Here is a 25,689-nt window from a genome sequence, read left to right as displayed (position 1 = left end):
AAGTGTGCAAAAAAAATCGCATACAGGCAAATTTTGCGGTCTTCCCGCATCGCTCCGGGCCTAAACTAGAGTTATTCACCTAAATATCCGGACCCACCGCCATGAACGACCGAGCCGATTTCGTCGTGCCCGACATCACCACGCGCAAGAACGTCGGACTCAGCCACGACAGCGCGGACTTCACCCTGCCGCAACCGCTGGAGCGCTACACCGCCGCCGACCACGCCACCTGGGCCACGCTGTACCGCCGCCAGAGCGAGATGCTGCCGGGCCGCGTTTGCGACGAATTCCTGGAAGGCCTGGAGCACCTGGGCGTGGACGCGGACCGGGTGCCGGACTTCGCCAAGCTGAATGAACAACTGATGGCCGCCACCGGCTGGCGGATCGTGGCGGTGCCGGGTCTGATTCCGGACGATGTGTTTTTCGAGCATCTGGCCAACCGCCGCTTCCCGGTAACCTGGTGGCTGCGCGAGCCGCATCAGCTGGACTATCTGCAAGAACCCGATGTGTTCCATGATTTGTTCGGCCATGTGCCGCTGTTGATCAATCCGGTGTTCGCCGACTACCTGGAGGCTTACGGCAAGGGCGGCATGAAGGCCAAGGCGCTGGGCGCTTTGCCGATGCTGGCGCGCTTGTACTGGTACACGGTGGAGTTCGGCTTGATCAACACGCCCAAGGGCATGCGCATCTACGGTGCGGGCATCGTGTCCAGCAAGGGCGAATCGGTGTACTGCCTGGACAGCGCCAGCCCCAACCGCGTCGGCTTCGATCTGGAACGCATCATGCGCACCCGCTACCGCATCGACACTTTCCAGAAAACCTATTTCGTGATCGACAGCTTCCAGCAGTTGTTCGACGCCACCGCGCCGGACTTCGCGCCCATCTACGCGCGGCTGGCGGCGGAGCCGACGCTGGGCGCCGGCGACGTGGCCCCGGAAGACAAGGTGTTCAATATCGGCGATCGCAGCGGCTGGGGCGATTCCGAGGATGTATGAGGCCCCGGCGCGATCGTCGCCGGACGCTGTAAAAGGATCCGCCGCGGCGGGTCTTTTTATTTTTTTCGATTAAAACGAAAGCGGGGATGTTTGTTAGATTGATAAGCATTCTCATTTTTGTTAGAGTCTGTTTACGATCTTGCGAGCTAGAGCGAGACAAGGCGAAAACGGCTGAGAAAGCGGAATGTACACACGGTACATGAGCATTTCGAAGCCGTTTTCAACGCCGTACCGCCGCAGCGCAGCAGATCGTAAACAGGCTCTTAGATTGAGGCTCTGATTCCTATCGCTCAACCCAACAGGGGACACACCTTGAAAACGCACTTGATGCTTGCCGCCGTTCTGGCGGGGTTCGCCGGTCACGCCGTGGCGGAAGACGTAGTGGTTTACAGCGCTCGCGCCGAGCAACTGCTCAAACCCATCATCGAGGTTTACAAGAAGGAAACCGGCGTCAACATCAAGCTGGTGTCGGACAAGGAAGGCCCGCTGATGGAGCGCCTGCGCGCCGAGGGCAGCAACAGCCCGGCGGATCTGCTATTGACCGTGGATGCCGGCAATCTGTGGCAGGCTTCCAAGATGGGCTTGTTCAAGCCGGTGAAGTCGCCGCTGTTGGACGCCAACATTCCGTCTTATCTGCGCGACCCCGGCCATGAGTGGTACGGCCTGTCCATCCGCGCGCGCACCATTTTCTACAACACCCAGAAAGTGAAGCCGGGCCAGTTGTCCAGCTACGCCGACCTGGCCGATCCCAAGTGGAAGGGCAAGCTGTGCCTGCGCACGTCCAAGAAGGTCTACAACCAGTCGCTGGTGGCGATGATGTTGTCCGATCTGGGCCCGGTGAAGACGGAGAAAGTGGTCAAGGGCTGGGTGGATAATCTGGCCACCCGCGAATTCCCGGACGACACCAAGATGCTAGAGGCCATCGCCGCCGGCCAGTGCGAAGTGGGCATCGCCAACACCTATTACTACGGCCGGCTGATGGAAAAATCGCCGAACCTGCCGGTGGGCATCTTCTGGGCCGACCAGGCGGGCAAGGGCGCCCATGTGAACATTTCCGGCGCCGGCGTGGTCAAGTACGCCAAGAACGAAAAGGGCGCGCTGAAGTTCCTGGAATGGCTGTCCAGCGCCAAGGCGCAGAATATGTTCGCCGACGTGAACATGGAGTTCCCGGTCAATCCCAAGGTCAAGCCTGACGCGCGCGTGGCCGCCTGGGGCGATTTCAAGCACAGCTACATCAATGTCGCCAACGCCGGTTCGCGCCAGGCGGAAGCGGTGAAGCTGATGGACCGCGTCGGCTACAAATAAGCCGCGGCGGGCAGCCTGTCCGCATTTATTTACAGCCTGTCGGGCACCAAAGCCCCGGCAGGCTGTCTTTGCTTGTTTCCCCGCGTTTTTGACATGGTTTCTCCGCCGATGATCCGTTCTCTGTCGCCTTGGCGCGGCCTGGCCTTTGGCGTCAGCCTGCTGACCGTCGCGCCCTTGCTGGTGATTTTATGGTCGCTGCTGGCACCGGATTGGGAGGTGTGGCGGCATTTGTACGATTACACGCTGCCGGAGCTGCTGCTCAACACCGTGTATCTGATAGGCGGCGTCGGCGCCGGCGTGCTGCTGCTGGGCGTGCCGCTGGCCTGGCTGACCGCGGTGCACGATTTTCCCGGCCGCCGTTTCTTCCACTGGGCGTTGATGCTGCCGCTGGCGATGCCGGCCTATGTGCTGGCGTTTTCGCAACTGGGCCTGTTCGATTTCACCGGACCTGTGCAGACCTGGCTGCGCGAGCGTTTCGGCGATTCGTCCTGGGTGCCCAATATCCGTTCCACGCCGGGCGTGATCCTGGTGATGTCGCTGGCTTTTTATCCCTATGTCTACCTGCTGGCGCGCAACGCCTTCGCCACCATGGGCCGGCGCGCGCTGGAAGTGGGGCAATCGCTGGGCCTGTCGCGCTGGCAGGGCTTCCGCCGCGTGGCGCTGCCGATGGCGCGGCCGTGGATCGCCGGCGGCCTGATGCTGGCGCTGATGGAAACGCTGGCGGATTTCGGCACTGTGGCCATTTTCAATTTCGACGCCTTCACCTCGGCCATCTACAAGGCCTGGTTCAGCCTGTTTTCCTTGCCGGCGGCCAAGCAACTGGCGTCCTTGCTGGTGTTGATGGTCTTGCTGCTGCTGTGGCTGGAGCAGCGTTCGCGTGGGCGGCGCGCCTATACTCAGGCCGGCAAGGCGGCGCCGCCGCCGCGCTTGCGGCTGGAAGGCGCGGCCGGCTGGCTGGCCGCCGCCGCCTGCTCGCTGGTGCTGGCGCTGGCCTTCGTCTTGCCCTTCGGCCAGCTGCTGGTTTGGGCCGGCGCCCACCTGGCCGAGGACCTGGACGCGGACTTTTTCGGCCATGTGGCCAACTCGCTGCTGCTGGCCTCGCTGGCCGCTGTTCTGGTGGCCTTCATCGCCCTGCTGTTGAGTTACGCGACGCGGCGCGATCCGACGCGCTGGACCCGCTTGTGGAGCCGGCTGGCGACCCTGGGCTACGCGGTGCCGGGCACGGTGTTGGCGGTGGGGGTGTTCGTGCCGGTGGCCTGGTTCGACAATCTGCTGCTGGACTGGCTGCGCCCCTGGCTGGCGGCGGACGCCAGCGCGGTGATCAAGGGCACTTTGCTGGTGCTGATGCTGGCCTATGTGGCGCGCTTCCTGGCCGTGGGGCATTCCGCGGTGGACGCGGCCATGCATCGCATCAGCAGCAGCCAGGAGGAGGCGGCGCGCAATATGGGCTACAGCGGCTTGCGCCTGCTGGCGCGCCTGCATCTGCCGCTGCTGCGCGGCGGCCTGTTCACCGCGGCGCTGATGGTGTTCGTCGATGTGATGAAGGAGATGCCGATTACCTTGATGACCCGGCCTTACGGCTGGGACACGCTGGCGGTGAGAATTTTCAATTTGACGACCGAGGGCGAATGGGAGCGCGCGGCTCTGCCGGCGGTGGCCATCGTGCTGGCCGGCTTGTTGCCGGTATGGGTACTGTCGCGGCAGAAGGATGCGGTCTGAGATGAAGCGTATGGATAGGCAAGCTTTGCTGGAGTTCGACCTGGTCAGCCAGAAGTACGGCGAGACCCGCGTGGTCGACAATATGAGTTTCGAATTGCGGGCGGGCGAGATCGCTTGCCTGTTGGGCAGCTCCGGCTGCGGTAAAACCACGGTGTTGCGCTGCATTGCCGGTTTCGAGAGCCTGCTGGGCGGGGAGATCCGGCTCAACGGAGAAGTGATCAGTTCTATCCGCGAACAGGTTCCGGCGCATCAGCGCCGGATCGGCATGGTGTTCCAGGACTACGCGCTGTTCCCGCACCTGACCGTGGCCGGCAACGTCGGCTTCGGCCTGGACGCCTTGCCCAAGGCCCAGCGCGCGGCGCGGGTGCTGGAGGTGTTGGAGGTGGTGGGCCTGGCGGAGTGGGCGCGGCGTTACCCGCACGAGCTGTCCGGCGGCCAGCAGCAGCGGGTGGCGCTGGCGCGCGCCTTGGCGCCCAAGCCCAGCCTGCTGTTGCTGGACGAGCCGTTTTCCAATCTGGACGTGGATTTGCGCGAACGCCTGTCGCGCGAGGTGCGCGAGATACTGAAAAGCCAGGGCGCCACCGCCATCATGGTGACCCATGATCAGCACGAGGCCTTCGCCATCGCCGACCGCGTCGGGGTGATGCAGCAGGGCCGGCTATTGCAGTGGGACGCGCCATACCGGCTTTATCACGAGCCGGCCACCCGCTACGTCGCCGACTTCATCGGCCAGGGCGTGTTCCTGGCCGGCAAGGTGACCGGGCCGCGTTGCGTGGCGTTGGAGATAGGCGAATTCTGCGGCATCGTGCCCTTGCAGTTCGAGACAGGGGACGAGGTGGACGTGCTGGTGCGGCCCGACGATGTGCAGCACGACGACGCCAGTCCGACGCGGGCCCTGGTCTGCGCCAAGGTGTTCCGCGGCGCGGAGTTCCATTACACGCTGGCGCTGCCGTCCGGCCAGCGGGTGCTGGCCCAGGTGCCCAGCCATCACGACCACGCGGTGGGTGAGGCGATAGGCATCCGGCTGGAGTTGGATCATTTGATCGCCTTTCCGCGCGAGGGCAAGGCTTAGGCAAGGCTGACTCGCCACGGAAGCACGTAGCAGAACGCGGGATCAGAGCGCAGGCCGTGTCCGCGTGTTTCAGCGTGTTTCCTTGGCGATGGGGGATTTTCCGGTGCTTGGGTTCTCGGGCTCAGCGCTCGAGGATGGCCTTGCGATGGCGGCGGAACACCCACTTTTCCCACAGCAGGCGGGTGGCTTCGTCGAAGGCGCCGGCGATGTCGGCGCGGATCAGGTAATTGCCGTTTTCGCCCGGCGTCACTGTGTTGATGCGGGCGGCGAGGAAGAGCAGCAGCGCGGAATCGGGATTGGGGCATAAGGCGACCAGCACCGGTTCGCTGCCGTGGTTGGCGTGGTCTGAGATCCAGGCGATGCTGTCCAGGCCCAGCCGGCACGGCGTCAGCGGCGGGCGCTCCGGGTGGCGGGACAGCAGCGACACTTCCAGCGCCAGGTCCAGCTTGGCCTCCAGCCTGACCAGCATCGGATCGGCCTCGGGCAGGGTTTCGGTGGGCGCGGCGAGTACCCGCAGCGCTAGCCGGGTTTCACGCTCTTGGCGCGCCGGGCAGATCCCACCAGGCAGGGGCTGGACCGAGAACGGCAATTCGGCGTCGAAGCTGGCGCTGTCCAGTTCAGGAAATAAGCTCATCGGTCGGCTCCCGCGGCGTGGCCGTTCAGTGATACAGGTTCAGGATGCGGTCCAAGCCGCCGTGATTGACGGCGATGTCGGCCTGGGCGCGCACCACCGGCTTGGCGTGCACGGCGATGCCGACGCCGGCTTCGGCCAGCATCTGCAAGTCGTTGGCGCCGTCGCCCATCGCCAGCACCTGCTCCGGCTTCAGTCCCAGCGCCTCGCGCTGCTGGATCAGCAAGCGCTTCTTGGCGGCGGCGTCGACGATGGGGCCGCGCACCCGGCCGGTCAAGGCGCCGTTTTCCACTTCCAACTGATTGGCGAAGGCGTAGTCCAGGCCCAGCTCGGCTTTCAGTCTGTCGGTGAAGAAGGTAAAGCCGCCGGACACCAGCATGAATTTGACGCCGTGGCGTTTGCAGGCGGCCAGCAAGGCCTCGGCGCCCGGCATCAATCTGACTCTTTCACGATAGACCTGTTCCAGCGCGCTTTCCGGCAGCCCGCGCAGCAGCGCCACCCGCTCCGTCAGCGAGGCGGCGAAGTCCAGTTCGCCATGCATCGAGCGCTCGGTGATGGCCGCCACCTGAGGCTTGAGGCCGTTCATGTCGGCGATTTCGTCTATGCACTCGATGGTGATCAGCGTGGAGTCCATATCCGACACCAGCAGGCCGAAATCGGCGAAGCTGCGGCCGGCTTCGACATAGGCGCCGTCGTAGCCCCATTGCTCGCACAGCGCCAGCGCCGCGGTCCGTTGCGCCGGCGCCGCGCCGCGCAGGCGCGCCACGCTGGGGCTGGGATGGTCCATATGGGTGGCCTCGGCGAGGTGGGCCAGTTCATGCAGATGATGGGGGTCCAGCGCGTCGGCTTGGATCACCAGGGTGTAGGCGAGGCTCATGGCGTGGCGGGTCAATGCGTGTCGGAACGGGCATTATGCCACGCCGCGCCGGTAGCTGGTTCAGTCCCGCGCCGCGCAGCGTTCGGCCCAGCGCCGCAGTGGCGCGTCCACGGACAGCAGGCCGGGGCCGAAGGCGAACACCACGGCGATCAGCATGCCCCAGTAGTAATGGAATTCGCGCGTGGCTTCGGTCAGGCCGGGGTAGCTGATTACCGCCACCGCGTTGAGGATGAACAGGCCGGCGGCGGCGAAGCGCGCGCCCAGGCCCAGCGCCAGCAGCGCGGACAGGCCCAGTTCGCCGGCAGCGGCCAAGGCCGCGGCGATGGCGGGCGGCAGCAGCGGCACGTGGTATTCCTCGGTGAACAACAGAATGGTGGTGTCCCAGTCGTCTATCTTGGTCAGGCCGGACTTGAAGAACACATTGGCGATCCACAGCCGGAACAGCAGCAAGAGCAGCGGCTGCAGCAGATCGCCGCCGCGGATCAGCCAGCGGTAGGGCGCGTTGAGGCGGGAGCAGGTCAAGGGGTTCATGGCGGTATCTCCTGTGTGTTGAGTATGGTTCAGCGGCGGTGCATGGCAAGCCGCGGGCGTGCGTTCCCCCTCCATGCCCGCAAGCTTGGATGAGATTCGGTGCTTAGAACCTGTTTACGATCTGCTGCGCTTCGTGAAACGTCGCACGGTGAGTGCAAGCTCAAAATGCTCATGTACCACTTGTACATTCCGCTTTTTCGCTTGTTTTCGCCTTGTCTCGCTCTTGCTCGCGAGATCGTGAACAGGCTCTTAGGGTTTAAGCGTGTTTACAGTGTGACGTCTTGGATCAGGCGCTGCTGGAACAGCCGCAGCAGGCCGGCTTGCAGGTCGAAGCCCGCTTCGGCGGCCAGTGCCTGTTCCACCGCGTTTTCCAGCGTCGCGCCGTCGAGGAAGGCTTGCAGCAGCGCGGCCAGGCCGGCGCCGACGATGTCGACCTGAGCCCGGCCTTGTAGGCGGTAGATCAGCATCGCCTCCGGCTGGCTGTGCAGGTCCACGTTCAGTTCCACCGGTTGGCGCTGGTGGGCCAGCCAGATCGACGCCGCCGGCCAAGGGCTGAGCAGGGCGGCGACATCGGGCAGCGGCCGCAGCTTGAGTTCGCCCCAGCACTGTTGCGGGAAGGCGGCCAGCGCGGCGCTGTCGGCCGGTGCCGCGTCGGCGGCGTAGTAGGCGCGGTGAACCCGCCATTCCAGCCGCGCGACGTCCGCCAGATAGGGCAGCTCGCGGGCGTGTTCGAAGCCGGCGACGAAGTCGCCGAAGGCGGCGCCGTACAGATGCAGATTGCCGCTGTGCGACGGGTGGCCGCCGATGAAGACGCGGGCCAGTCCGGTGAAGAAGTCCTCGCCCACCAGTTGGCGGCAGACCGGGTAAATAAAGGCCAGGGTGTCGATCAAGCCCACCCGGTAGTTGTTGCGGTAGACCGCGAGTCCGGCCGGGTTCAGCGCCGAGGCCGCTTCCGCCGAGAGAGACGGATCGGCGATCCGCTCCAGCAGTTCCGCCTGCCAATCAGACCAGTTCATGCGCGGCCTCCAGGATGGCCTGGGCCTTGGCGGCTTCACCGCGCAAGGTGGCCAGCGGCGGAATCTCCAGGTCCCATTCGATCAGCGTGGGGCGCGGCCCCAGCCGGGCAATGGCCTCGCGGTACAGTTGCCAGACGCCGTCGTGCACCGGCTGGCTGTGGGTGTCCACCAGCATGCCCTCGCGTTCGCTGTAGCCGGCCAGGTGGATCTCGCCTATCGCCGCCGGCGGCAGCGCGTCCAGCACCGCGTCGGTGTCCACGCCCAGATTGACGCGGTTGACGTAGAGATTATTGATGTCCAGCAGGATGCCGCAGCCGGTGCGGCGCACCAGTTCCGCGAGGAATTCGCCCTCGTGCATCTCGTTGCCGGGGAATTCCAGATAGCTGGACAGGTTTTCCAGCAGGATGGGGCGGCCCAGCGCGTCCTGGGTTTCCGCGACGTGGCCGGCGATCACCGCCAACGATTCGCGGGTATAAGGGATGGGCAACAGATCGTTGACGAAGCGGCGCTCGGAATGATTGAAGGACAGGTGTTCCGACACTGCCGCCGGCTGCACGGCGTCCACCAGCCGCTTGAGCGAGGCAAGATGGGCCGGGTCCGGGCGCGAGGCCGAGCCCAGGCCCAGGCCGACGCCGTGCAGCGACAGCGGCCAACAGGCGGCCACTTCGCGCAGCATGCTCCAAGGCATGCCGCCGTCGAAGAAGTTCTCGCTGTGCACTTCCACCCAGCCCAGGTCCGGGCGGCTGTCGAGGGCTTCGCGGTAATGCGGGGCGCGCAGGCCGATGCCGCAGACCGCTGGAAGCTTGGTTTCCATCATCATTCACCTCGGGTCGCCCATCCGGGCGGGCCCGGAGGAGCGATCAGGATTGTTTGGGTGGCGGCGTGGTGCGGCCGCCCAGGCTTTCGCAAGTGCCCTTGGGCACGTTGTGCCACTCGTTCGGGTCATTGTCGACCTTGGCCTCGCCGGCGCAATAATGGGCGCCGTCGGCGGACGCGCAGTCGTTCTTGCCGGCCGGGGTGACGCCGTAGCATTTTTCCTTGGGCTGCGGCGCGTCTTCGGCCTGAGCCGAGGCGGCGACGCCCAGCGCGATGACGGCGCCGACGGCGGAGGCAAGCAGTTTGCGAGAGGTGTTCATGTCAGTCTCCTGTGAGGTAGGTGTGGGCCAGCCTTGGAGAGCATTTCAAGGCCGACGTTTGGCAAACCTCGTTGAGACTACATGGATTTGAAATTTGTTCTTTCAGATTTCATTCAGATTCCGGCCGGAGCGCGACGAAGGCCGCGCTCCGGCCGAATCCGGCTTACTTCTTGGGAGCGGTGCTGCCGCCCATTTTCTCGCAGCTGCCCTTGGCCACGTATTTCCAGTCGCCCGGGTCCTTGTCCATCTTGGCCTGGCCGGCGCAGGAGTGGGCGCCGGTGGCGGACGCGCAGTCGTTCTTGCCGGCTTGGGCGATGCCGTAGCACTTCTCCTTGTCGGCGGCGGCCACTGGAGCGGAAGCCAGCGCGCCGATGGCGACGACGGCGCTAAGTGCGGAGGCGATCAGGGTTTTGCTGGTACTCATGGTGTTTCTCCTGTTTAACGGCCGGAGGCCGAATCATGATGGGGTGATTATAAACGAGCCAGTCTGCCGGACTCTCGCATTGAGAAAGCTTGCCGGGTCCGGACATTCATTGAGTCGAGATCGTTTCCGGATTCTTACACTGTAGTCGCGATTTTTTTTATCGTGGCGCCAGATGCGGTCGGCAGTTCTTCCTGGCCATGAGTCGGCGTCGGCGCGGCCTCCTTACAGCGGGGCGCGATATTTTTTGCGGGAGGAACGAAGGGGGCGGGGGAGGCGGATAAGAGTTGGGCCCCGAAGGGCCCGGCAAGTTCAGCGGATATTGGTAACTTTATGTGTCTGAACCGACAGCCGCCAGCGCGGGTGCGTCATGCAGTAGGCGATGGCGGCGCGGGTGTTGGCCGCAAGGTTCGGGCCGTCCATGGGCTGCAGATAGAAGGTGTCGAAGTCCAGCTGTTCTACGGTTTCCGGCATCTGCGTCGCTTGCGGGTAGACCAGCTTGAGTTCGTCGCCGCTGCGCAGCAGCAGCTCCGCTCCGGCCTTGGGGCTGACGCAGATCCAGTCCAGCCCCGGCGGCGCGGCCACGGTGCCGTTGGTTTCCACCGCCACTTCGAAGCCGAGCCGGTGCAGTTCGGCGATCAGCTCGGCGTCCAGTTGCAGCAGCGGCTCGCCGCCGGTGCACACCACATAGGGCGTGCCGCCGGCGCCGGTCGGCCATTCCGAGGCGATGCGCTCGGCCAGCGCCGCCGCGCTCTTGAACTTGCCGCCGTCCGGGCCGACGCCGACGAAGTCGGTGTCGCAGAATTGGCAGACCGCCTTGGCGCGGTCCTCTTCGCGGCCGGACCACAGATTGCAGCCGGCAAAGCGGCAGAACACCGCGGCGCGGCCGGCCTGGCGGCCCTCGCCCTGCAGCGTATAGAAGATTTCCTTGACCGTGTAAGTCGTCACATTGTGTTCTCTACATGAATGAGGTGGGCTTGGAGCGTGTGTACGATCTTGCGAGCTAAGGCGAGCCACGTCTCACGACGCGCAGCAGATCGTAAACAGGTTCTTACAGCAGCGGCCAGCGCATGGCGTCGCGGAACATCAGCGACACGCCGCGCAGCTCTTGCTCCATCAGATCGATGCGCGCCAGTTCCGGCACCAGCGGGGACAGGTGGGCGTGCACCCATTCCGCCACCGAGGCGCTGTCGCCGCCGCGCACGCCGCTGAGCTGGTCCAGCGGATTGTGGTCCAGTTGGCGGTAGAGGGGCTTGAAGCGGTCTTTGACGTCGCCGAAGTCCAGCAGCCAGCCCATGGCCTGGTCCAGTTCGCCGCTGAGCATCAGCCGGACCAGGTAGCTGTGGCCGGTGTAGGCGCCCTTGTCGTCGAAGGGCCTGGCGCTTTCGAAGCGCTGCTCTTTCCAGATGCGGAAGCGTTGGCCGTCGAACTGGCTGCCGGCGCTATGAGTTTCGCGTACCTCCACCCAGGCCAGGCCCGGCAGCGTATCGGCCAGCCGCTGGTGCAGCCATTGCGCCAACACTTCGCTGGTGGGGTTGTCCAGGCCGGCGATGTCGTTGAGGTAGCGGTGGTTGAGTTCGAGGAACAGCGGCCTCCAGGCGGCTTCCAGCCGCGGGTGGCCGCTCAGTCTGGCGTCGGCGGCCAGGCGCACGCCGAATCCGTGGCCGTGCAGACGGCCGCATTTGTGGCCAGCCGGCACATGGGGCAGTTGATGGGCGGCTTCGAACTGAACCTGTATCCAATTGAGGGCGGTGTCGCCGTCCAGGGCCACGCCGCGCTGCGGCGAGCTCTGCAGGCTCAGCGCCGCCGGGCAGGGCAGGGCGGAACGCAGGTGGGCGGCCAGCGCCAGATCGTCGCATTGGGCCAGTTGGCGATTGAGATCAGCGTAGTCCAGCGGCGCGACGGCGGCATCCAAAGCCGCCTGCAGCTGTTCGTGGCCGGGGTATTGGGCATCGGCGCGGGCGATGACGCGGAAGCTGTGGCCGTGCGGGCGCGCGGTGAGGTCGGGCGCGCCGCTCACCTGCCGGGCGGCTTCGAAGCGGGCGCCGGCGATCAGGCTGGAGGTGTGCATCTTAGTCCTCCCGGCGAGTTTGGCAGCGGACGATCAGCGGGTCGGGCACGCCGGCTTCGGCGAAACCCTTGGCGCGCAACTCGCAAGACGCGCAATGGCCGCAGGGCGGCACCTGTCCGTTATAACAGGTGTGGCTCCAGGATAATGCGTCCATCGCGCCAACTTGTTGCGCCAAAGCGACGGTTTCCGCCTTGGACAGATACATCAGCGGCGCGTGCAGCTCCACTCGGCTGTCCATGCCCAGCCGCAAGGCCACTTCCAGCGCCTTGAGGGTGTTTTCACGGCAATCGGGATAGCCGGAATAATCGGTCTGCGCGACGCCGGCGACCAGGTGACGCGCGCCGCGTGTATAGGCCAGCGCGGCGGCGAAGGTCAGGAAGATCAGGTTGCGGCCGGGCACGAAGGTGTTGGGCAGCGCGTCGTCGTCGCGGGCGCCGTCTTCCGGCGCAATGTCGGCGTCGGTCAACGCGTTGCCGCCGATGGCGGCGAAGGTGTCGATGGGCAGCACGGTTTGGCGCACGCCGGCGAGCGCGGCGATCTTGCGCGCACAGTCCAACTCCACGCGGTGGCGCTGGCCGTAGTCGAAGGTCACGGCCTCGACATTGCCATGGCCGAAGGTTTGCAAGGCCCAATACAGGCAGGTAGTGGAGTCCTGGCCGCCGGAAAGGACGACCAGAGCCTTTTCAGGTGTCTGATTCATTGTGTTCGCCATTCGATAAACAGTCGAAGCTTGAGATGTGGAGCCGGGCGAGGCGCGGGCCTGCCGACATGTCGCCTGCCTGGATCGGTCTCACCAAGCAGGGCAACCCGCTACTTTAACCTAGAACAGGTTGTTTTATGAAGCGTGCCAAAAATCAGACAGCCGCCGATTCCGTGTCGGCAGGGGCGCTTTTCTTGATTGAAATCATGTTTTCGTCATGTAATTAATGACTTTCGCATTCGAAATATGTTTGCGATCCATTTTAATAAACACGTGATGACAAAGGGGTTGGAAGGGCTGGAAGCCTTGCCGGGCCACAAGCGCGGCGGGACTAGCCGGTGTTTCCACCAGGAGAAGATCAATGAAAAAATTGTTGCCGATTGCCTTGTTCGTGATGGCTTTGGGGAGCGGCCTGGTTCAGGCGCATGATCTGCAAGTGAGCGTGGCCAAGCAGCAGGCCTCGGTGGCGGCGGATCAGGATGTCGAGGTGGTGCTGAATTACCGCAATACCGGCAAGGAAACCTTGCGTATCTACAAGTGGTACGTGCCGGGGCAGGAACTGCAGGAACAGATTTTCGAGGTGAGCCGCGACGGCAAGCCGGTCAGCTATCTGGGGCCGCGCTACAAGCGGGCGGTGCCCACCATCAAGGATACCGTGGCGCTGGCGCCGGGTGCTTCGCTGAGCGTCAAGGTCAAGGTGTCCGACTATTACGATATGTCGAAAAGCGGCCGTTTCGACGTGCGCTTCCAGGCAGCCAGTTCCCGCGTGCTGAACCGCGCCGCGCCGCAGCTTAACGCCAAGATCGCCTCTGGCGCGGACGCCGCCGTCGTGGCCGACGAGGTGCTCAGCTCCAATACCGCCAGCGTGTCGGTGGCCGGCCGCAGAAGCAAGCTGCTGAAGCAGTCGCTGGACGCGCAGCGCGAATGGTCCATCCTCAGCCGCAAGGCGGCCGCTTCCAGCGTCACTTACGCGGCTAATTGCTCTGTGACCCAGCAAAGCCAGACCAACGGCGGCGTCAGCGCGGCCATCAATATGGCCAACGATTCGGTCAGCTATCTGTCCGGCTCTCCGTCCGGCACCCCGCGCTACACCACGTGGTTCGGCAAGTACGCGCTGGCCAACTGGAACACCGCCAAGTCCCATTACGTCAGCATCAAGGACGCGCTGGACACCAAGCCGATCAGCATCGATTGTGGTTGCACCCAGGCCGGCACTTACGCCTACGTCTATCCGGCGCAGCCGTACAAGATCTATCTGTGCGGCGCCTTCTGGAACGCACCGACCAGCGGCACCGACTCCAAGGGCGGCACCCTGGTGCATGAGTTGTCTCACTTCACCGTGGTGGCGGGCACCGACGACCACGTTTATGGTCAGAGCGGCGCCAAGAATTTGGCGAAGACTAATCCGGCTCAAGCTTTGAACAACGCCGACAACCACGAATACTTCGCCGAGAACACCCCGGCCCAGCAGTAAGCTTTCCCTTGAGCAATGGGAAACGGCCGCCTATGGGCGGTCGTGTTCTCTTCGGCGGGCGCCGGGTTTGGCGGCGCTTCAAACGCCTTATTGCTGAAGCGCAGCAGATCGGAAACGGGTTCTCAGAGCCTGTTCAAAGTCTCGCGAGCTAGGGCGAGACAAGGCGTTGCGGCTGAGGAAGCGGAATGTACATACGGTACATGAGCATTTCGGAGCTGTTTTCAACGCGCTTCTTATATCCATCCTGCCGACGGGCAGCAGACTTTGAACAAGTTCTCAGGCCGGCACCAGCGCCAGCGTGCCCAGCACCACAATCACCAGGCCGACGATCACCGGCACCGAGGTGCGCTTGACGATCTCGAACGGGGACACCTGGCCCATGCCGGCGCAGGCCACCACCACGCCCGACACCGGCGACACGGTGCGGCCCAGATTGGACGCCTGTAGCATGGGGATGGCGAGGAAGGCGGGGTTGATGCCGGCTTCGGCCGCCAGTTTGGGGATCAGTTCCACGAAGGCGTAGAAGGGCGCGTTGCCGGAGCCGGTGGTCAGCGCGGCCAGCGTGGTGATCGCCACCAGCACCAGCATCAACACCATGGCCCCGGAGCCGAAGGACTGCGCCAGGCCGATCAGCTGATTGATGAAGCCCAGCGCGGATAGGCCGTGGGCGAACACGCCGGCGGCCACGATCAGCATCACCACGCTGCTGAAGGCGTCGCCCATGCCTTTGTAAGCCACTTCCAAGCCAGCGAACACCGGCGCGGCGCGGCGATGGCGCAGGAATTCCACCAGCGCGGCCAGCGCGATGCACAGGATCAATACGGTGACGATGTGCAGTTCCGGCGCCAGCTTGCCGTTGAACACCAGCACGCCGGCGATGGGCGTGAACGGCAGCAGGCAGTACAGCGCCGGCGCGTCGGTGACGATCTCGTGCACGTCCTGGCGCGTCAGCGGCAGGTTTTCCTTGCGGTCCAGATAGCGCTGCCAGAAGAAGTGGGCGCAGCCTATGCCGGCGATGGCCAGCAGGGAAATGGGCAGCGTGGTCTTGAAGGCGAAGTCGATCAGCGGCATGCCCGAGGCTTGGGCGGCGATCACCACGTCGCCGGAGGTGGGCGACAAGATCAGCGCCGCCGGCGATGCGCAGATGGCCGCGGCCGCGCCGCGGCTGATGCCCATGTTCACCATCAGCGGGAACAAAGTGGCCATCAGCAATACGCCCAGGCCGGTGGCGGAGGACACCGCCAGCGACAGCAGGCAGGCGACGAAGTAAGCCGCCACCATTAGCACGTACGGCGACTTGATGCGGCTGAGCGGCTTGGAAGCCAGCTTGACCACCATGTCGTTGGCGCCGATATGGGTCATATAGCCGGCGAAGCCGCACAGCGCCATCACCATCAGGCCCAGGTCCGCGGCGCGGCTGCTGAGCAGGGATTTGACGAACTCGGCGATGTCGGTGGCGGCGTGACCGGTGGCCGCCACGTTCTTGGGCAGCACCGGCAAGCCTTGCAAGGCGGTAGCGATCAGCAGCGCCAGGCCGCCCAGCATCAGCACGCCGGTGGCGGAGTAGCCTTTGAAGATAGCCCGGCCCACCAGCAGCGTGACTATCGTGCCTATCAGTAATTCCATATCCGGCTCAATGTAAATAACAAAATTATAATTTACTAAAAAATACGGGTGAGCATATTTTTAGATGAATCAAAATTGATATGGGGCAAGAACGCGGTGCGCGACCGCGCTTAGGGGAGCGCAGGGAGAGAGGGACAGGCTCTTGAGGCGCGTTCCGTGCTAGAGCCGGAATCGTTGCCTAGACCGGCGGTTGGCCGAAATTGATCAGCGCCACCGTCACTTGCTCCTTGGCGGAGACCAGATCGTGGTAAGCGACGTGAAGCATATTCATGCTTTCCAGCACCTGATGGGTTTCATTGAAGCCGCAATCCAGGCTTTGCCGCGCGACGGCCAGGAAGATGAACAGCTGCTGCATCGGCGATTGCTTGGGGTGTTGCTGCCGATAGAGGGCGAACAGCTGGTAGAAGTCGCGGATGATCCGTTCCGCCGCGTAGCCGGGGTTGTGTTCCAGGCCGAGGCCGGTCAGCAGGTCCTTGCCCATTAGCGGCAGGTCCAGCGCGCAACTGAGCGGGTCCATCACCGCGTGGTGGAATAAATCCAGAAATTGCTTGTCGGCGGAGAAACGGCTGTCGGCGTCGGGGCTGGCCGCGGCGGCGGCGGCGGGCTCGCGCTGGCGGCCGTGTTTTCCGCCTTGCTCCTGTTGCGAGAGCTGGTGTCCGGCGGAACGGCCGGCCTGGGTCAGGGTAACGGGCAGGATGGGCATGACGGTCTCCTTGCGAGCGTGCCGCCGGTCTGGCTGGCGGCGTTCGGCCGGAAACGCAGTTTGGATCTGATTCGTTTCCCCGGCCATGCCCTATTTTCGACACGGCCGGGGAAAACTTTATTTTTAATTTAACGCTGCATTCAGTTTTAACCGTCAGCTTGTTGCCGCGGCCGCGTCGCTTTGGGTTTTGGGCTTCATGCTGGCGACGAAGTCGTCGAAGCCCTTGTTGACCAGATCGCGGGTTTTCTTGACCTCGTCGGCGATATTGCCGTTGAACACCTTGAGGCCGTTGAGGACGTCCACGGCCTCGGCATAGCCTTTTTCGAAGCCGCCGCGCACGATGTCGACGAAGTTCTTGGCCTGTTCTTCCTGGCTCAGTTCCGGGTGCTGTTTGGCGTAGGTGCTGAAGAAGCTGAGCGCGCCGGATAGGATGCGCTGGGACGTGCCTTCCGGCGAATTGTCCTCGCTCAGTTTCTGCTGCAGGATGTTGGGCGTCTGCTGCGCTCCCTGGGCGCTCTGGCCATCGGACGCGGGCTGGGCGCCCGCGCCGCCGTTCAGCTGATCGGCCAGGATCTGGTTGATGCTGTCGATGGCGGTGCGGTAGAGCAGGGACAGCGATTTACCGTCGGCGTTGGTGGAAACGTCCAGATTGGCCACCAGTTGCGCGTTCAATTGATTGCGCGCGGTGGCGGAGCTGCTGACGTTCTGGCTGGCGCTGCTGCTGGTCTGGCTCTGCTGGACGCTGGCGCTGAGCTGACTGCCGACGGACGGGGTGTTCACGGAATTGACGGACATAGTGCGCTCCTAAGCGGAAAGGGCGGTTGTGATCGACGGCCGGAAGCGGCGCGACGCCTTCATGCCCAAGGCGCTGTTGGTGTTGGTCGACCTGGTCTGAACCTGCTGTGTTGTTGGGGGCTTGCGCAGCGGGCGCAAGGAAACCGAGGGCTGCCTTACCTCAGTATGGCCATATTTTCGGCTGGGCCCGCGGAAACTTGAGGCTTATTTTGGTGAGCGTGCGCATGCGGCAGGCAGAGCCCAGGCTGGCTTTGGGCCGGCCCGGCTCTGCCTTTGAAAGCCGGCGGCTGCCGGCTTCGGAACACGCGTTTAGGGCCGCTAACAAAAGCTCGCAGAGAACCTGAGCCAAGGCGCGCCGACGCAGGCAGTACGAGTAGTACGACAAGGAGGCGCAACGCAGGATCAGGGGTTTTGTTAGCGGCTCTTAGCGGTGCTGTTTCTGGCGGCGCAGGAAATCCACCGCCAGGTCCGGGAAGTCGCTGAAGGCGCCGTCCACCTGGGCGCGGTTGTACACCGCGTCCAGCAACTGGTCCATATTCTTGGCGTAGGCCGGCAGCGCGTCCTTGCGCAGGGTGTAAGGGTGGATCGCCAGGCCGTTGGCGTGCGCGGCGCGGCCCATGCCGGTGAGCTTGATCTTGCCCGGCGTCGAGGTCTTGTCTATCAGCATCGGGTATTGCGGGCCGATGCCGTCGGCGTACTTGGCGATTTCCTTCATGCCTTCCGGACGGAACATCCAGTCATAGTTGTAGTTCACCCACTGGCCGGCGGCGTTCTGCTCGAAGGTTTCCTGCCAGTCGGTGTAAGCGATCAGCTGCACCAGCTTGAGGTCCATGCCGGCCTTGGGCATCAACTCGGTCTTGATGCGCTTGAGTTCATTGAAGTCGAAGCATTGCAGATAGACCTTGTCGTTCTTGCCGGTGTAGCCGTAGCGCTTGAGCACTTCCAGCGCCTTCACCGTGATGTCCTTGCCTTCCTGGCGGTGGAACCACGGCGCCTTGATCTCCGGGTACAAGCCGATGTCTCGGCCGGTGGAGTGGTTCAGGCCCTGGATGAATTCGATTTCCTCTTCAAAAGTGTGGATGCGGAAATCGGACTTGCCCATGGGGAAGCGGCCGGGGTAGCTCTGACGCTTGACGCCCTTGTCGATGTCGAAGCCTTCGGTGAAGCGCAGCGATTTGATCTCGGCCAGGGTGAAGTCGATCGCGTAATAGCGTCCGTCCTTGCGCGCGCGTTCGGGGAAGCGCTCGGCCACGTCGGTGACGCGGTCCAGGTAATGGTCGTGCAGCACGATCAGCCTGTCGTCCTTGGTCATCACCAGGTCCTGCTCCAGATAGTCCGCGCCCTGGGCGTAGGCCAGCGCTTTGGACGGCAGCGTGTGTTCCGGCAGGTAACCGCTGGCGCCGCGGTGGGCGATGACGATCTTGTCGGCTGCCTGGACGGACGCGGCCAGGCCGATGGCCAGCGCGACGGCGGCGAGCAGGGGTTTGCAAGCGAATGACATGGATTCTCCTATATATAAGTTCGCAAGGGGCGTTGGCGAGACGCCATGATCGGATGCGCGGATGTCGGCGTGATGAAACCCGGCAAGTCCATCGGCATCGCCATGGTTTTGTTTTTGCTGAAAAGAGTAGGACGATAGGGTATCGCCGCGCCGGCGGCAAGCTCCCCGGCGCGGTAGTTTTGAAGATGTTCACATGCTTGAGGGGGACAGCGGGACTAGCGGCTCTCTCACCATGCCCCATTCATCCCGCCGACGTGTGCTAGATCGTAAACAGACTCTTAGAACGTGTTTACGATCTCGCGAGCTAAGGCGAGACAAGGCGAAAACGAGCGAAAAAGCGGAATGTACAAGCGGTACATGAGCATTTCGAAGTTGTTTTCAACGCCGTATCGCCGACGCGCAGCAGATCGTAAACAGGTTCTTACAACTCCACTGCCTGTCGGGTCCTCAAGGCCTCGGTAATGGCCAGGCCGATGCGGGTGGCTTCACGGGCGTCGGCCAGGCTCAGGGACAGCGGCTGGTCCAGGCGCGCGGCGTCGACGAAGTGCTGCAACTCCAGCGCGAAGGCTTCAGCGAAGCGCTGGTAGAAGTCCGTTACGCACTCGTTGCGCACGCCGTGGCGGTCGCTGATCTCCACTCGGTTGGCGCGCGGGTTGGCGCCCACGCTCAGCCGGCCCTGGGTGGCGAAGATCTCGGTCAGCGTTTCATGGCCGTGCGCCTGAGTGCGCGATGCGTAGAAGCAGGCCAGCTTGCCGTCCTCGAACTCGCACATCGCCACGCCGTTGTCCACGTCGCCGTATTGCGCCAGCGCGCCGTGCACCGCGTTGACGCCGCTGGCCCATACCCGCAACGGGCGCGGCGAGCCCAGCAGCCAGCGCGCCAGGTCGATGTCGTGGATGCTGCAATCCATGAAGATGCCGCCGCTGCTGGGCGCGAACTGCACGAAGAAGCCGCTGTCGTCGTTGAGGTCGCAAGTCTGCGAGCGCACCAGATAGGGCTGGCCCACCAGGCCTTGCGTCAATTTTGCGGCGGCGTCCTGATAGCTGGGGTCGAAACGGCGCACGAAACCCACCATGGCTTTGAGTTCCGGGCGGCGGGCGGCGGCGCGCTCCACTCGCAGGCAGTCCTCCAGATTCAGCGCCAGCGGCTTTTCGCAGAACACGTGCTTGCCGGCGTCCAGGCAGGCGATGATCTGCTCGGCGTGGAGGGCGGTGGGGGTGGCCAGCAGCACCGCGTCCAGCCCCGGTTCGGCCAGCAGGCCCTCCAGCGCGGCGTGGCCGGCGGCGTCGGGCAGCTCCCGCCGCGCCCAGTCCAGTTCCTCTCGCAGCGGCGAGCAGGCGGCGATCACGCGCGCGCCGGCGATGCGGTCGCGCAGATTGAGCGCGTGGCGGCGGCCCAGTCGGCCCAGGCCGGCGACGCCGAGGTTTAATGTAGACATGACAAGCCTTCCTGTTGAGTTAGCACCTGTTCACGATCTGCTGCGCTGTGGCGATGCCGCGTTGAAAACCGCATTCGAAATGCTCATGTACCACCTGTACATTCCGCTTTCTCAGCCGTTTTCGCCTTGTCTCGCTCTTGCTCGCGAGATCGTAAACACGCTCTTAGACCTGATCCAGTTCGACGACCCGGCCCAGCCGCCAGGAGCGGGTGGCGGCGTCGGCCAGCTCTAGCGCGCGCACGCCGTCTTCCACCGTGGTGCGCGGCGCGGCGCCGTCGCGGATCACCTCCAGGAAGTGAGCCATCTCGGCGGCGTAGGCCTGGCTGTAGCGCTCCAGGAAGAAGGGCTCGGGCAGGTCGGCGGCCACGGCGCGCTCGCCGTAGGCGATCACCTCGGTGGGCCGGTGGTTGCCGGCCTGCAGCATGCCGCGGCTGCCCTGCACTTCGAAGCGCTGGTCGTAGCCGTAGGCGGCGCGGCGGCTGGTGTTGATCTGGCACAGCCGGCCCTGGCGGGTGCGCAGCGTCACCGCCGTACTGTCGGCGTCGCCGGCGGCGGCGATGGCCGGGTCGCTTAGCGCGCTGGCGCTGGCGTGCACGCTGAGGACTTCGTCGTCCAGAATCCAGCGGCAGATGTCGAAGTCGTGGATCAGCATGTCCTTGAAGATGCCGCCGGAGCGGCGGATATAGTCCAGCGGCGGCGCGCCGGGGTCGCGGCTGGTGACGATGAGCATTTCCGGCGCGCCGATCTCGCCGGCGGCCAGCCTGGCCTTGAGCGCGGCGAAGGTGGGGTCGTAGCGGCGCTGGAAGCCGATCAGGCAGGGCACGCTGGCCGCGGCCACCGCCTGGGCGCACTGGCGCGCGCGCTCCAGCTCCAGGTCCACCGGTTTTTCGCAGAAGATGGCCTTGCCGCGCGCGGCGGCGGCCAGGATCAGTTCGGCGTGGGTGTCGGTGCTGGCGGCGATGACCACGGCGCGCACTGCCGGATCGTCCAGCGCCTGTTCCGCGGAGCAGGCCTCGGCGCCGTGGACGGCGGCCAGTTCCCGCGCCGCCGGCGCATGGCTGTCCACCACGTATTTGAGCCGCATGCCCGGCAGGCGGACGAGGTTGGCGGCGTGGATCTTGCCGATGCGGCCGGCCCCGAACAGCGCTGTGTCAATCATCGTATCCTCCAGTCTCCTTGGTTTCTTCTATGTTCAGCTCCAGCCGGCAGGCCAGCGCGATGAACAGCGCCTGGCACAGACAGATGGTGCTGGTCAGCGAACGGAAGGCGAAGGCGGAGCCTTCCCGGACCGTCAATACCGCGTCGGCCCCGCGCGCCAGCGGGCTGAGCTGGCTGTCGGTGATCACCAACTGCTTGGCCTTGTGCTGCGCCGCCACTCGCGCGCAATAGCGGCTTTCCTTGCCGTAGGGCTGGAAGCTGATGGCGATCAGCACGTCTTTTTCTCCAATGCTGCGGATTTGCTGCGGAAACATGCCGCCCAGGCCGGATAACAAATGCACTTTCTTCGCGGTGTGCTGCAAGGCGTAGGCGATGTAGGAGGCGATGGGAAACATGCGCCGCACCCCGGCCACGTAGATGTTGTCGGCGTTCAATAGCAGCTCCACCGCTGCTTCCAGCTGCGCCTCGTCCAGCGAGGCGTCCAGCTCTTGCAGGCCTTGTTGGCAGGCGGCGATGAAGTCGCGGGTCATGCCGCTGGTGGAGCGCTGCTCGTCGCGGTTGGCGATCAGGCTCTGGATGCGCTGCCGGTAATTGGGCTGCGGCGCGCCCTGTGGCGTAAATGCGTCACGAAACAGCGCCTGCATGTCGGAAAAGCCGGCAAAGCCGAAGCGCTGAGCGAAGCGGACGATGGCGGAGGGCTGCACCTCGCAAGCCTGGGCGATGTCGGTAATGCGCTGCAGCATCAGCGTGCCCCGGTGCTGCTCCACGTAAGCGGCAATCACTTTCAGCTGCTTGCTCAGCGTGTCGTATTCGGCGGCGATGCGCTGCATCAATTCCTCCGCGGGGGCGGTATTGGCCATGAGCGGGCTTTCCTAAGGTTTTGGCCAGTATACGTTTTGTCCTTGTGTTCGAAAATATTTTTCTATTAAAAATTAATTTTGGAAAATTATTTGCAGAGTAGAGCGAAAGCTCATAAGGTGATTTCACGCCCGCCGCCAGACAGCGGCCGCGGCCGACACCATAGCGGGCCCCACGATGGGCCGGCGGAGAAGAAGGAGGAGAGAGATGCAGCAGCGACTCTGGAAGAGTAAGTGGAAGCGGGCGCTGCCCGCGGCGGCGCTGGCGCTCTGCGCGCTGGCTCAAGCCGCGCAGGCGGCCGACGCCCGTTTCGTGCTGGTCAGCCACGCGCCGGATTCCGACGCCTGGTGGAACACCATCAAGAACGCCATCAAGCAGGCCGGCGAGGATTTCAACGTGCAGGTGGATTACCGCAATCCGCCCAACGGCGACCTGGCCGATATGGCGCGGCTGATCGAGCAGGCGGCGGCGCGGCGCTACGACGGCGTGATCGCCAGCATTGCCGATTACGATGTGCTGAAGCGGCCGCTGGGCCAGGTGGTGGCCAAGAAGATCCCGCTGATCACCATCAATTCCGGCACCGTCAAGCAAAGCGAAAGCCTGGGCGCGGCCCTGCACGTCGGCCAGCCGGAATACGACGCCGGCTTCGATTCCGGCAAGCAGGCCAAGGCCGCGGGCATCAAGACCTTTCTCTGTGTCAACCACTACGCCACCAACCCGGCCTCCTTCGAGCGCTGCAAGGGCTTCGCCGACGCCATCGGCGCCGATGTGCGCAAATCCACGCTGGACGCCGGCGACGACCCTACCGGCATCGAAAGCAAGGTCAGCGCCTATCTACGCAACAACCCCGGCACCCAGGCGCTGCTGACGCTGGGGCCGACCTCGGCCAGCCCGGCGATCAAGGCGGTGAAGAAGATGGGCCTGGCCGGCAAGCTCTACTTCGCCACCTTCGACCTGTCCGAGGACATCTCCAAGGCGATCAAGGACGGCACCATCAAGTTCGCCATCGACCAGCAGCCCTATCTGCAGGGCTATATCCCGGTAGCGGCCTTGGCCATCATGAAGCGCGACAAGACCACGGATCCGGCCAAGGTGGAAGCCGCGCTCAAGGCCAGTCCCAAGTTCCAGGCCAGGCTGAAGGAGTACGGGCTGGCGCCCCTCTACAAGGGCCGCCACATCAACTCCGGCCCCGGCTTCGTCACCAAGGACAATATCGCCAAGGTGGAGAAGTACGCCGGGCAGTACCGCTAGCCGCCGTTTTTCGATGGATCTGACGCCCGGCGCCGCGACGGCTCCGAGGCGAGGAGCATAGCAATGAGCATGAGCAAGGCCAGCCCGGGCAAGGCCGCGGGCATTCGCATGGCGCCGCCCGGCGACGATGAAAGAGTGCGGCGGCTGTCGCTGTTCGACCGGCTGATGGGCCGGCCGGAGTTCGCCGCCGTCGCCGGCGCGGTGCTGGTGTTCGCGGTGTTCGGCGTCGGCGCTGGCGGTTCCGGCATGTTCGCGGTGGACGGCATCGTCAACTGGTCGCAGGTGGCGGCCTATCTTGGCATCATCGCCATCGGCGCCTGCCTGCTGATGATAGCCGGCGAGTTCGATCTGAGCCTGGGCTCGATGATAGGCTTCGCCGGCATGATGGTGGCGATTCCGCCGCTGTATTTCGGCTGGCCGTTCTGGCTGGCCATCCTGTTCGCCTTCGCCGGCTCGCTGGCGGTGGGCTGGCTCAACGGCTATCTGGTGCTCAAGACCCGGTTGCCGTCCTTCATCGTCACCCTGGCTTTTCTCTTCATCCTGCGCGGCCTGACGCTGGCTTTGTCCATCCTGTTCGCCAACCGCACCATCGTCAGCGGCGTCGGCGACCTGGCGGCGGCGGACCCGCTGGCGCAATGGCTGTTCGTCGGCCACGTCGGCGCCGGCCTGTTCCACTGGCTGGCCGGCATCGGCGCCATCGCCTCCTTGCCGGACGGCGGCGCGGCGGCGGCCGGCGTGCCCAAGGTGCTGCTGTGGTGGCTGGCGCTGGCGGCGATCGCGGCCTTTGTGCTGGCGCGCACCCGGATCGGCAACTGGATCTTCGCCGCCGGCGGCGACGCCAACGCGGCCAAGAACGTGGGGGTGCCGGTCAAGCAGGTGAAGATAGGCCTGTTCATGTTCACCGCTTTTTGCGCCTGCCTGTTCGCGGTGCTGCAAGTGTGCGACGTGGGCTCCGCCGCCGCGGACCGCGGCCTGCAAAAGGAGTTCGAGGCCATCATCGCCGCGGTGATAGGCGGCTGTCTGCTCACCGGCGGCTACGGCTCGGTGGTGGGCGCCTGCGTCGGCGCGCTGATCTTCGGCGTGGTGCAGATCGGCATCACCTACACCAATATCAACTCCGACTGGTTTCGCGTCTTCCTCGGCCTGATGCTGCTGATGGCGGTGTTGTTCAATCACTATGTCAGACGCCGCGTCACGGAGGCCAAATGAGAGCCGGCCCTCGATCCGCTGCGCGTCGTGGAGCGTTACACGGTGAGTACGTCTTCGAAATGCTCATGTACCAACCGTACATTCCGCTTTCTCAGCCGTTTTCGCCTTGTCTCGCTTTAGCTCGCCAGATCGTGAGCCGGCTCTGGGTCACGACCGGCAAAATCCCTGCGGCCGCGTTGCGCCTCCTTGCCGTACTCAATGTACTGTCCGCGTCGGCGCGCCTTGCCGCAGCCGCTGCGCTGGATTTTTCCGGCCGTGACGGACAGAGGTCGAGTCGGCAAAACGATGCGGCCGCGTTGCGCCTCCTTGCTGTACTCAATGTACTGTCCGCGTCGGCGCGCCTTGCCGCGGCCGCGGCGCTGAACAATCCTGGCCGCGGGCCGCAAGGAGTCGAATATGAAACCGTGTGACGACTACATCCTGGAGCTGGACCAGGTCAGCAAGACCTTCGGCTCGGTGATTGCCTTGCAGAAGGTAGACCTGCAACTGCGCCGCGGCGAGGTGCATTGCCTACTGGGCGACAACGGCGCCGGCAAATCCACGCTGATCAAGACCCTGGCCGGGGTGCACCGGCCCAGTGGCGGCGAATACCGGGTGGACGGACAGCCGGTGCGCTTCGAATCGCCGCGCCAGGCGCTGGACCAGGGCATAGCCACTGTTTACCAGGACTTGGCTCTGGTGCCGCTGATGTCGGTGGCGCGCAACTTCTTCCTGGGGCGGGAGCCGATGAAGAAATGGCTGGGCCTGCTGCCGGTGCTGGACTTGGAGCTGGCCGGCGAAGTGGCGCGCGACAAGCTGGTGGAAATGGGCATCCACATTCGCGATCCGCACCAGGCGATAGGCACCCTGTCCGGCGGCGAGAAGCAATGCCTGGCCATCGCCCGCGCCATTCACTTCGGCGCCCGGGTGCTGATCCTGGACGAGCCCACCGCCGCGCTGGGCGTCAAGCAGAGCGTCAATGTGCTCAAGCTGATTTCCAAGGCGCGGGAGAAGGGCATCTCGGTGATCTTCATCACCCACAACGTCAACCACGCCTATCCGATAGGCGACCGCTTCACCCTGCTCAATCGCGGCCGCTCGCTGGGTACTTACGCCAAGGACTCGGTCAGCAAGGAGGAAGTGCTGGACATGATGGCTGGCGGCGCGGAAATGCAGAAACTGATGGCCGAGCTGGACGGCGTCCACATCTGAAAGGTAGATCT

26 protein-coding genes are annotated in these 25,689 nt (G+C 64.4%); 9 read left to right on the top strand and 17 right to left on the bottom strand.

The genetic code is table 11. The features are described from left to right. Nucleotides 1–101: 101 nt before the first annotated feature. From phhA to B0T39_RS09105, 4 genes are all read left to right on the top strand, one after another. Nucleotides 102–995 carry a phenylalanine 4-monooxygenase gene (gene phhA, locus B0T39_RS09120; RefSeq protein ID WP_081545885.1) on the top strand — a complete coding sequence of 298 codons (894 nt, stop codon included), beginning with the start codon at nucleotides 102–104 and terminating at the stop codon, nucleotides 993–995. Between the two features lie 312 nt (nucleotides 996–1,307). Beyond that, complete coding sequence (locus B0T39_RS09115) at nucleotides 1,308–2,300, top strand: extracellular solute-binding protein (RefSeq protein WP_081545883.1); 993 nt, start codon at nucleotides 1,308–1,310, stop codon at nucleotides 2,298–2,300. Nucleotides 2,301–2,408: 108 nt separating this feature from the next. Beyond that, nucleotides 2,409–4,019, top strand: a complete 1,611-nt coding sequence (locus B0T39_RS09110) for an ABC transporter permease (protein ID WP_081545881.1) — start codon at nucleotides 2,409–2,411, stop codon at nucleotides 4,017–4,019. A gap of 1 nt (nucleotide 4,020) precedes the next feature. Further along, nucleotides 4,021–5,091 carry an ABC transporter ATP-binding protein gene (locus tag B0T39_RS09105; RefSeq protein WP_254894525.1) on the top strand — a complete coding sequence of 357 codons (1,071 nt, stop codon included), beginning with the start codon at nucleotides 4,021–4,023 and terminating at the stop codon, nucleotides 5,089–5,091. 121 nt (nucleotides 5,092–5,212) lie between these two features. Here B0T39_RS09105 and B0T39_RS09100 read toward each other — a convergent pair whose 3' ends face one another. From B0T39_RS09100 to queC, 10 genes are all read right to left on the bottom strand, one after another. After that, nucleotides 5,213–5,725, bottom strand: a complete 513-nt coding sequence (locus tag B0T39_RS09100) for a hypothetical protein (protein WP_081545879.1) — start codon at nucleotides 5,723–5,725, stop codon at nucleotides 5,213–5,215. Between the two features lie 25 nt (nucleotides 5,726–5,750). Then, a complete protein-coding gene (gene serB, locus B0T39_RS09095; RefSeq protein ID WP_081545877.1) occupies nucleotides 5,751–6,599 on the bottom strand; it encodes a phosphoserine phosphatase SerB in 849 nt (282 codons plus the stop codon). A 60-nt stretch (nucleotides 6,600–6,659) separates the two neighbouring features. Further along, the gene (locus B0T39_RS09090; RefSeq protein WP_081545875.1) at nucleotides 6,660–7,130 is read right to left on the bottom strand and encodes a DoxX family membrane protein; all 471 of its coding nucleotides are present in this window, start codon (nucleotides 7,128–7,130) and stop codon (nucleotides 6,660–6,662) included. Between the two features lie 266 nt (nucleotides 7,131–7,396). After that, nucleotides 7,397–8,146, bottom strand: a complete 750-nt coding sequence (locus B0T39_RS09085) for an HvfC/BufC family peptide modification chaperone (RefSeq protein ID WP_081545873.1) — start codon at nucleotides 8,144–8,146, stop codon at nucleotides 7,397–7,399. Continuing rightward, nucleotides 8,133–8,960: an MNIO family bufferin maturase gene (gene bufB, locus B0T39_RS09080; RefSeq protein ID WP_254894524.1), complete on the bottom strand. Its 828-nt coding sequence runs from the start codon at nucleotides 8,958–8,960 to the stop codon at nucleotides 8,133–8,135. Before bufB ends, B0T39_RS09085 begins: the two co-directional genes overlap by 14 nt. A 46-nt stretch (nucleotides 8,961–9,006) precedes the next feature. Further along, nucleotides 9,007–9,282 (bottom strand): BufA1 family periplasmic bufferin-type metallophore, encoded by a 276-nt coding sequence (locus tag B0T39_RS09075; protein ID WP_081545871.1) that lies wholly within the window; start codon nucleotides 9,280–9,282, stop codon nucleotides 9,007–9,009. Between the two features lie 163 nt (nucleotides 9,283–9,445). Beyond that, nucleotides 9,446–9,706, bottom strand: a complete 261-nt coding sequence (locus B0T39_RS09070) for a BufA1 family periplasmic bufferin-type metallophore (protein WP_081545869.1) — start codon at nucleotides 9,704–9,706, stop codon at nucleotides 9,446–9,448. Nucleotides 9,707–10,015: 309 nt separating this feature from the next. Further along, complete coding sequence (gene queE, locus B0T39_RS09065; protein ID WP_081545867.1) at nucleotides 10,016–10,651, bottom strand: 7-carboxy-7-deazaguanine synthase; 636 nt, start codon at nucleotides 10,649–10,651, stop codon at nucleotides 10,016–10,018. Nucleotides 10,652–10,754: 103 nt separating this feature from the next. Further along, a complete protein-coding gene (locus B0T39_RS26550; RefSeq protein ID WP_081545865.1) occupies nucleotides 10,755–11,774 on the bottom strand; it encodes a 6-pyruvoyl trahydropterin synthase family protein in 1,020 nt (339 codons plus the stop codon). Nucleotide 11,775: 1 nt separating this feature from the next. After that, nucleotides 11,776–12,474, bottom strand: coding sequence for a 7-cyano-7-deazaguanine synthase QueC (queC, locus tag B0T39_RS09055; RefSeq protein ID WP_043590351.1), 699 nt, complete (start codon nucleotides 12,472–12,474; stop codon nucleotides 11,776–11,778). Nucleotides 12,475–12,835: 361 nt separating this feature from the next. Here queC and B0T39_RS09050 point away from each other — a divergent pair, with 361 nt between their 5' ends. After that, nucleotides 12,836–13,948 carry a M35 family metallo-endopeptidase gene (locus B0T39_RS09050; protein ID WP_081545863.1) on the top strand — a complete coding sequence of 371 codons (1,113 nt, stop codon included), beginning with the start codon at nucleotides 12,836–12,838 and terminating at the stop codon, nucleotides 13,946–13,948. Between the two features lie 276 nt (nucleotides 13,949–14,224). Here B0T39_RS09050 and dcuC read toward each other — a convergent pair whose 3' ends face one another. The 7 genes from dcuC to B0T39_RS09015 all read right to left on the bottom strand — a co-directional run bounded on the left by dcuC (nucleotide 14,225) and on the right by B0T39_RS09015 (nucleotide 22,029). Beyond that, nucleotides 14,225–15,574, bottom strand: a complete 1,350-nt coding sequence (gene dcuC, locus B0T39_RS09045) for an anaerobic C4-dicarboxylate transporter DcuC (protein ID WP_081545861.1) — start codon at nucleotides 15,572–15,574, stop codon at nucleotides 14,225–14,227. A 178-nt stretch (nucleotides 15,575–15,752) separates the two neighbouring features. Beyond that, complete coding sequence (locus tag B0T39_RS09040; protein ID WP_081545859.1) at nucleotides 15,753–16,277, bottom strand: hypothetical protein; 525 nt, start codon at nucleotides 16,275–16,277, stop codon at nucleotides 15,753–15,755. A 153-nt stretch (nucleotides 16,278–16,430) separates the two neighbouring features. After that, a complete protein-coding gene (locus tag B0T39_RS09035; protein WP_081545857.1) occupies nucleotides 16,431–17,072 on the bottom strand; it encodes a DUF5610 domain-containing protein in 642 nt (213 codons plus the stop codon). A 424-nt stretch (nucleotides 17,073–17,496) separates the two neighbouring features. Continuing rightward, nucleotides 17,497–18,573 (bottom strand): glycerophosphodiester phosphodiesterase, encoded by a 1,077-nt coding sequence (gene glpQ, locus B0T39_RS09030; protein ID WP_081545855.1) that lies wholly within the window; start codon nucleotides 18,571–18,573, stop codon nucleotides 17,497–17,499. Nucleotides 18,574–18,994: 421 nt separating this feature from the next. Continuing rightward, the gene (locus B0T39_RS09025) at nucleotides 18,995–20,011 is read right to left on the bottom strand and encodes a Gfo/Idh/MocA family oxidoreductase (RefSeq protein WP_081545853.1); all 1,017 of its coding nucleotides are present in this window, start codon (nucleotides 20,009–20,011) and stop codon (nucleotides 18,995–18,997) included. A 163-nt stretch (nucleotides 20,012–20,174) separates the two neighbouring features. Beyond that, nucleotides 20,175–21,170, bottom strand: coding sequence for an inositol 2-dehydrogenase (gene iolG, locus B0T39_RS09020; RefSeq protein WP_081545851.1), 996 nt, complete (start codon nucleotides 21,168–21,170; stop codon nucleotides 20,175–20,177). Continuing rightward, entirely contained in the window at nucleotides 21,163–22,029 is an 867-nt protein-coding gene (locus B0T39_RS09015) for a MurR/RpiR family transcriptional regulator (protein WP_081545849.1), read from the bottom strand. Before B0T39_RS09015 ends, iolG begins: the two co-directional genes overlap by 8 nt. A 205-nt stretch (nucleotides 22,030–22,234) precedes the next feature. Here B0T39_RS09015 and B0T39_RS09010 point away from each other — a divergent pair, with 205 nt between their 5' ends. The 4 genes from B0T39_RS09010 (at nucleotide 22,235) to B0T39_RS08995 (ending at nucleotide 25,678) form a co-directional block, all read left to right on the top strand. Then, nucleotides 22,235–23,278 carry a sugar ABC transporter substrate-binding protein gene (locus tag B0T39_RS09010; RefSeq protein ID WP_081545847.1) on the top strand — a complete coding sequence of 348 codons (1,044 nt, stop codon included), beginning with the start codon at nucleotides 22,235–22,237 and terminating at the stop codon, nucleotides 23,276–23,278. Between the two features lie 63 nt (nucleotides 23,279–23,341). After that, a complete protein-coding gene (locus tag B0T39_RS09005) occupies nucleotides 23,342–24,487 on the top strand; it encodes an ABC transporter permease (protein WP_081545845.1) in 1,146 nt (381 codons plus the stop codon). 65 nt (nucleotides 24,488–24,552) lie between these two features. Further along, entirely contained in the window at nucleotides 24,553–24,897 is a 345-nt protein-coding gene (locus B0T39_RS09000) for a hypothetical protein (protein WP_141111145.1), read from the top strand. Continuing rightward, nucleotides 24,884–25,678, top strand: coding sequence for an ATP-binding cassette domain-containing protein (locus B0T39_RS08995; RefSeq protein WP_081545841.1), 795 nt, complete (start codon nucleotides 24,884–24,886; stop codon nucleotides 25,676–25,678). The genes B0T39_RS09000 and B0T39_RS08995 overlap by 14 nt, the downstream gene beginning before the upstream one ends. The last annotated feature ends 11 nt before the right edge of the window (nucleotides 25,679–25,689 follow it).

Source organism: Chromobacterium haemolyticum (genome assembly GCF_002081825.1).
GTDB classification, from domain to species: Bacteria; Pseudomonadota; Gammaproteobacteria; order Burkholderiales; family Chromobacteriaceae; genus Chromobacterium; species Chromobacterium fluminis.
Note: the sequence above shows the minus strand (reverse complement) of the source record. Positions and strands in the feature narration are given on the sequence as shown.

Bases quoted from the DNA above. Each gene is read 5' to 3' on its own strand.
- phhA (WP_081545885.1), top strand. From the start codon at position 102: ATGAACGACCGAGCCGATTTCGTCGTGCCCGACATCACCACGCGCAAG.
- B0T39_RS09110 (WP_081545881.1), top strand. From the start codon at position 2,409: ATGATCCGTTCTCTGTCGCCTTGGCGCGGCCTGGCCTTTGGCGTCAGC.
- B0T39_RS09105 (WP_254894525.1), top strand. From the start codon at position 4,021: ATGAAGCGTATGGATAGGCAAGCTTTGCTGGAGTTCGACCTGGTCAGC.
- B0T39_RS09100 (WP_081545879.1), bottom strand. From the start codon at position 5,725: ATGAGCTTATTTCCTGAACTGGACAGCGCCAGCTTCGACGCCGAATTG.
- serB (WP_081545877.1), bottom strand. From the start codon at position 6,599: ATGAGCCTCGCCTACACCCTGGTGATCCAAGCCGACGCGCTGGACCCC.
- B0T39_RS09090 (WP_081545875.1), bottom strand. From the start codon at position 7,130: ATGAACCCCTTGACCTGCTCCCGCCTCAACGCGCCCTACCGCTGGCTG.
- B0T39_RS09085 (WP_081545873.1), bottom strand. From the start codon at position 8,146: ATGAACTGGTCTGATTGGCAGGCGGAACTGCTGGAGCGGATCGCCGAT.
- bufB (WP_254894524.1), bottom strand. From the start codon at position 8,960: ATGGAAACCAAGCTTCCAGCGGTCTGCGGCATCGGCCTGCGCGCCCCG.
- B0T39_RS09075 (WP_081545871.1), bottom strand. From the start codon at position 9,282: ATGAACACCTCTCGCAAACTGCTTGCCTCCGCCGTCGGCGCCGTCATC.
- B0T39_RS09070 (WP_081545869.1), bottom strand. From the start codon at position 9,706: ATGAGTACCAGCAAAACCCTGATCGCCTCCGCACTTAGCGCCGTCGTC.
- B0T39_RS26550 (WP_081545865.1), bottom strand. From the start codon at position 11,774: ATGCACACCTCCAGCCTGATCGCCGGCGCCCGCTTCGAAGCCGCCCGG.
- queC (WP_043590351.1), bottom strand. From the start codon at position 12,474: ATGAATCAGACACCTGAAAAGGCTCTGGTCGTCCTTTCCGGCGGCCAG.
- B0T39_RS09050 (WP_081545863.1), top strand. From the start codon at position 12,836: ATGAAAAAATTGTTGCCGATTGCCTTGTTCGTGATGGCTTTGGGGAGC.
- dcuC (WP_081545861.1), bottom strand. From the start codon at position 15,574: ATGGAATTACTGATAGGCACGATAGTCACGCTGCTGGTGGGCCGGGCT.
- B0T39_RS09040 (WP_081545859.1), bottom strand. From the start codon at position 16,277: ATGCCCATCCTGCCCGTTACCCTGACCCAGGCCGGCCGTTCCGCCGGA.
- B0T39_RS09035 (WP_081545857.1), bottom strand. From the start codon at position 17,072: ATGTCCGTCAATTCCGTGAACACCCCGTCCGTCGGCAGTCAGCTCAGC.
- glpQ (WP_081545855.1), bottom strand. From the start codon at position 18,573: ATGTCATTCGCTTGCAAACCCCTGCTCGCCGCCGTCGCGCTGGCCATC.
- B0T39_RS09025 (WP_081545853.1), bottom strand. From the start codon at position 20,011: ATGTCTACATTAAACCTCGGCGTCGCCGGCCTGGGCCGACTGGGCCGC.
- iolG (WP_081545851.1), bottom strand. From the start codon at position 21,170: ATGATTGACACAGCGCTGTTCGGGGCCGGCCGCATCGGCAAGATCCAC.
- B0T39_RS09015 (WP_081545849.1), bottom strand. From the start codon at position 22,029: ATGGCCAATACCGCCCCCGCGGAGGAATTGATGCAGCGCATCGCCGCC.
- B0T39_RS09010 (WP_081545847.1), top strand. From the start codon at position 22,235: ATGCAGCAGCGACTCTGGAAGAGTAAGTGGAAGCGGGCGCTGCCCGCG.
- B0T39_RS09005 (WP_081545845.1), top strand. From the start codon at position 23,342: ATGAGCATGAGCAAGGCCAGCCCGGGCAAGGCCGCGGGCATTCGCATG.
- B0T39_RS09000 (WP_141111145.1), top strand. From the start codon at position 24,553: ATGTACCAACCGTACATTCCGCTTTCTCAGCCGTTTTCGCCTTGTCTC.
- B0T39_RS08995 (WP_081545841.1), top strand. From the start codon at position 24,884: ATGAAACCGTGTGACGACTACATCCTGGAGCTGGACCAGGTCAGCAAG.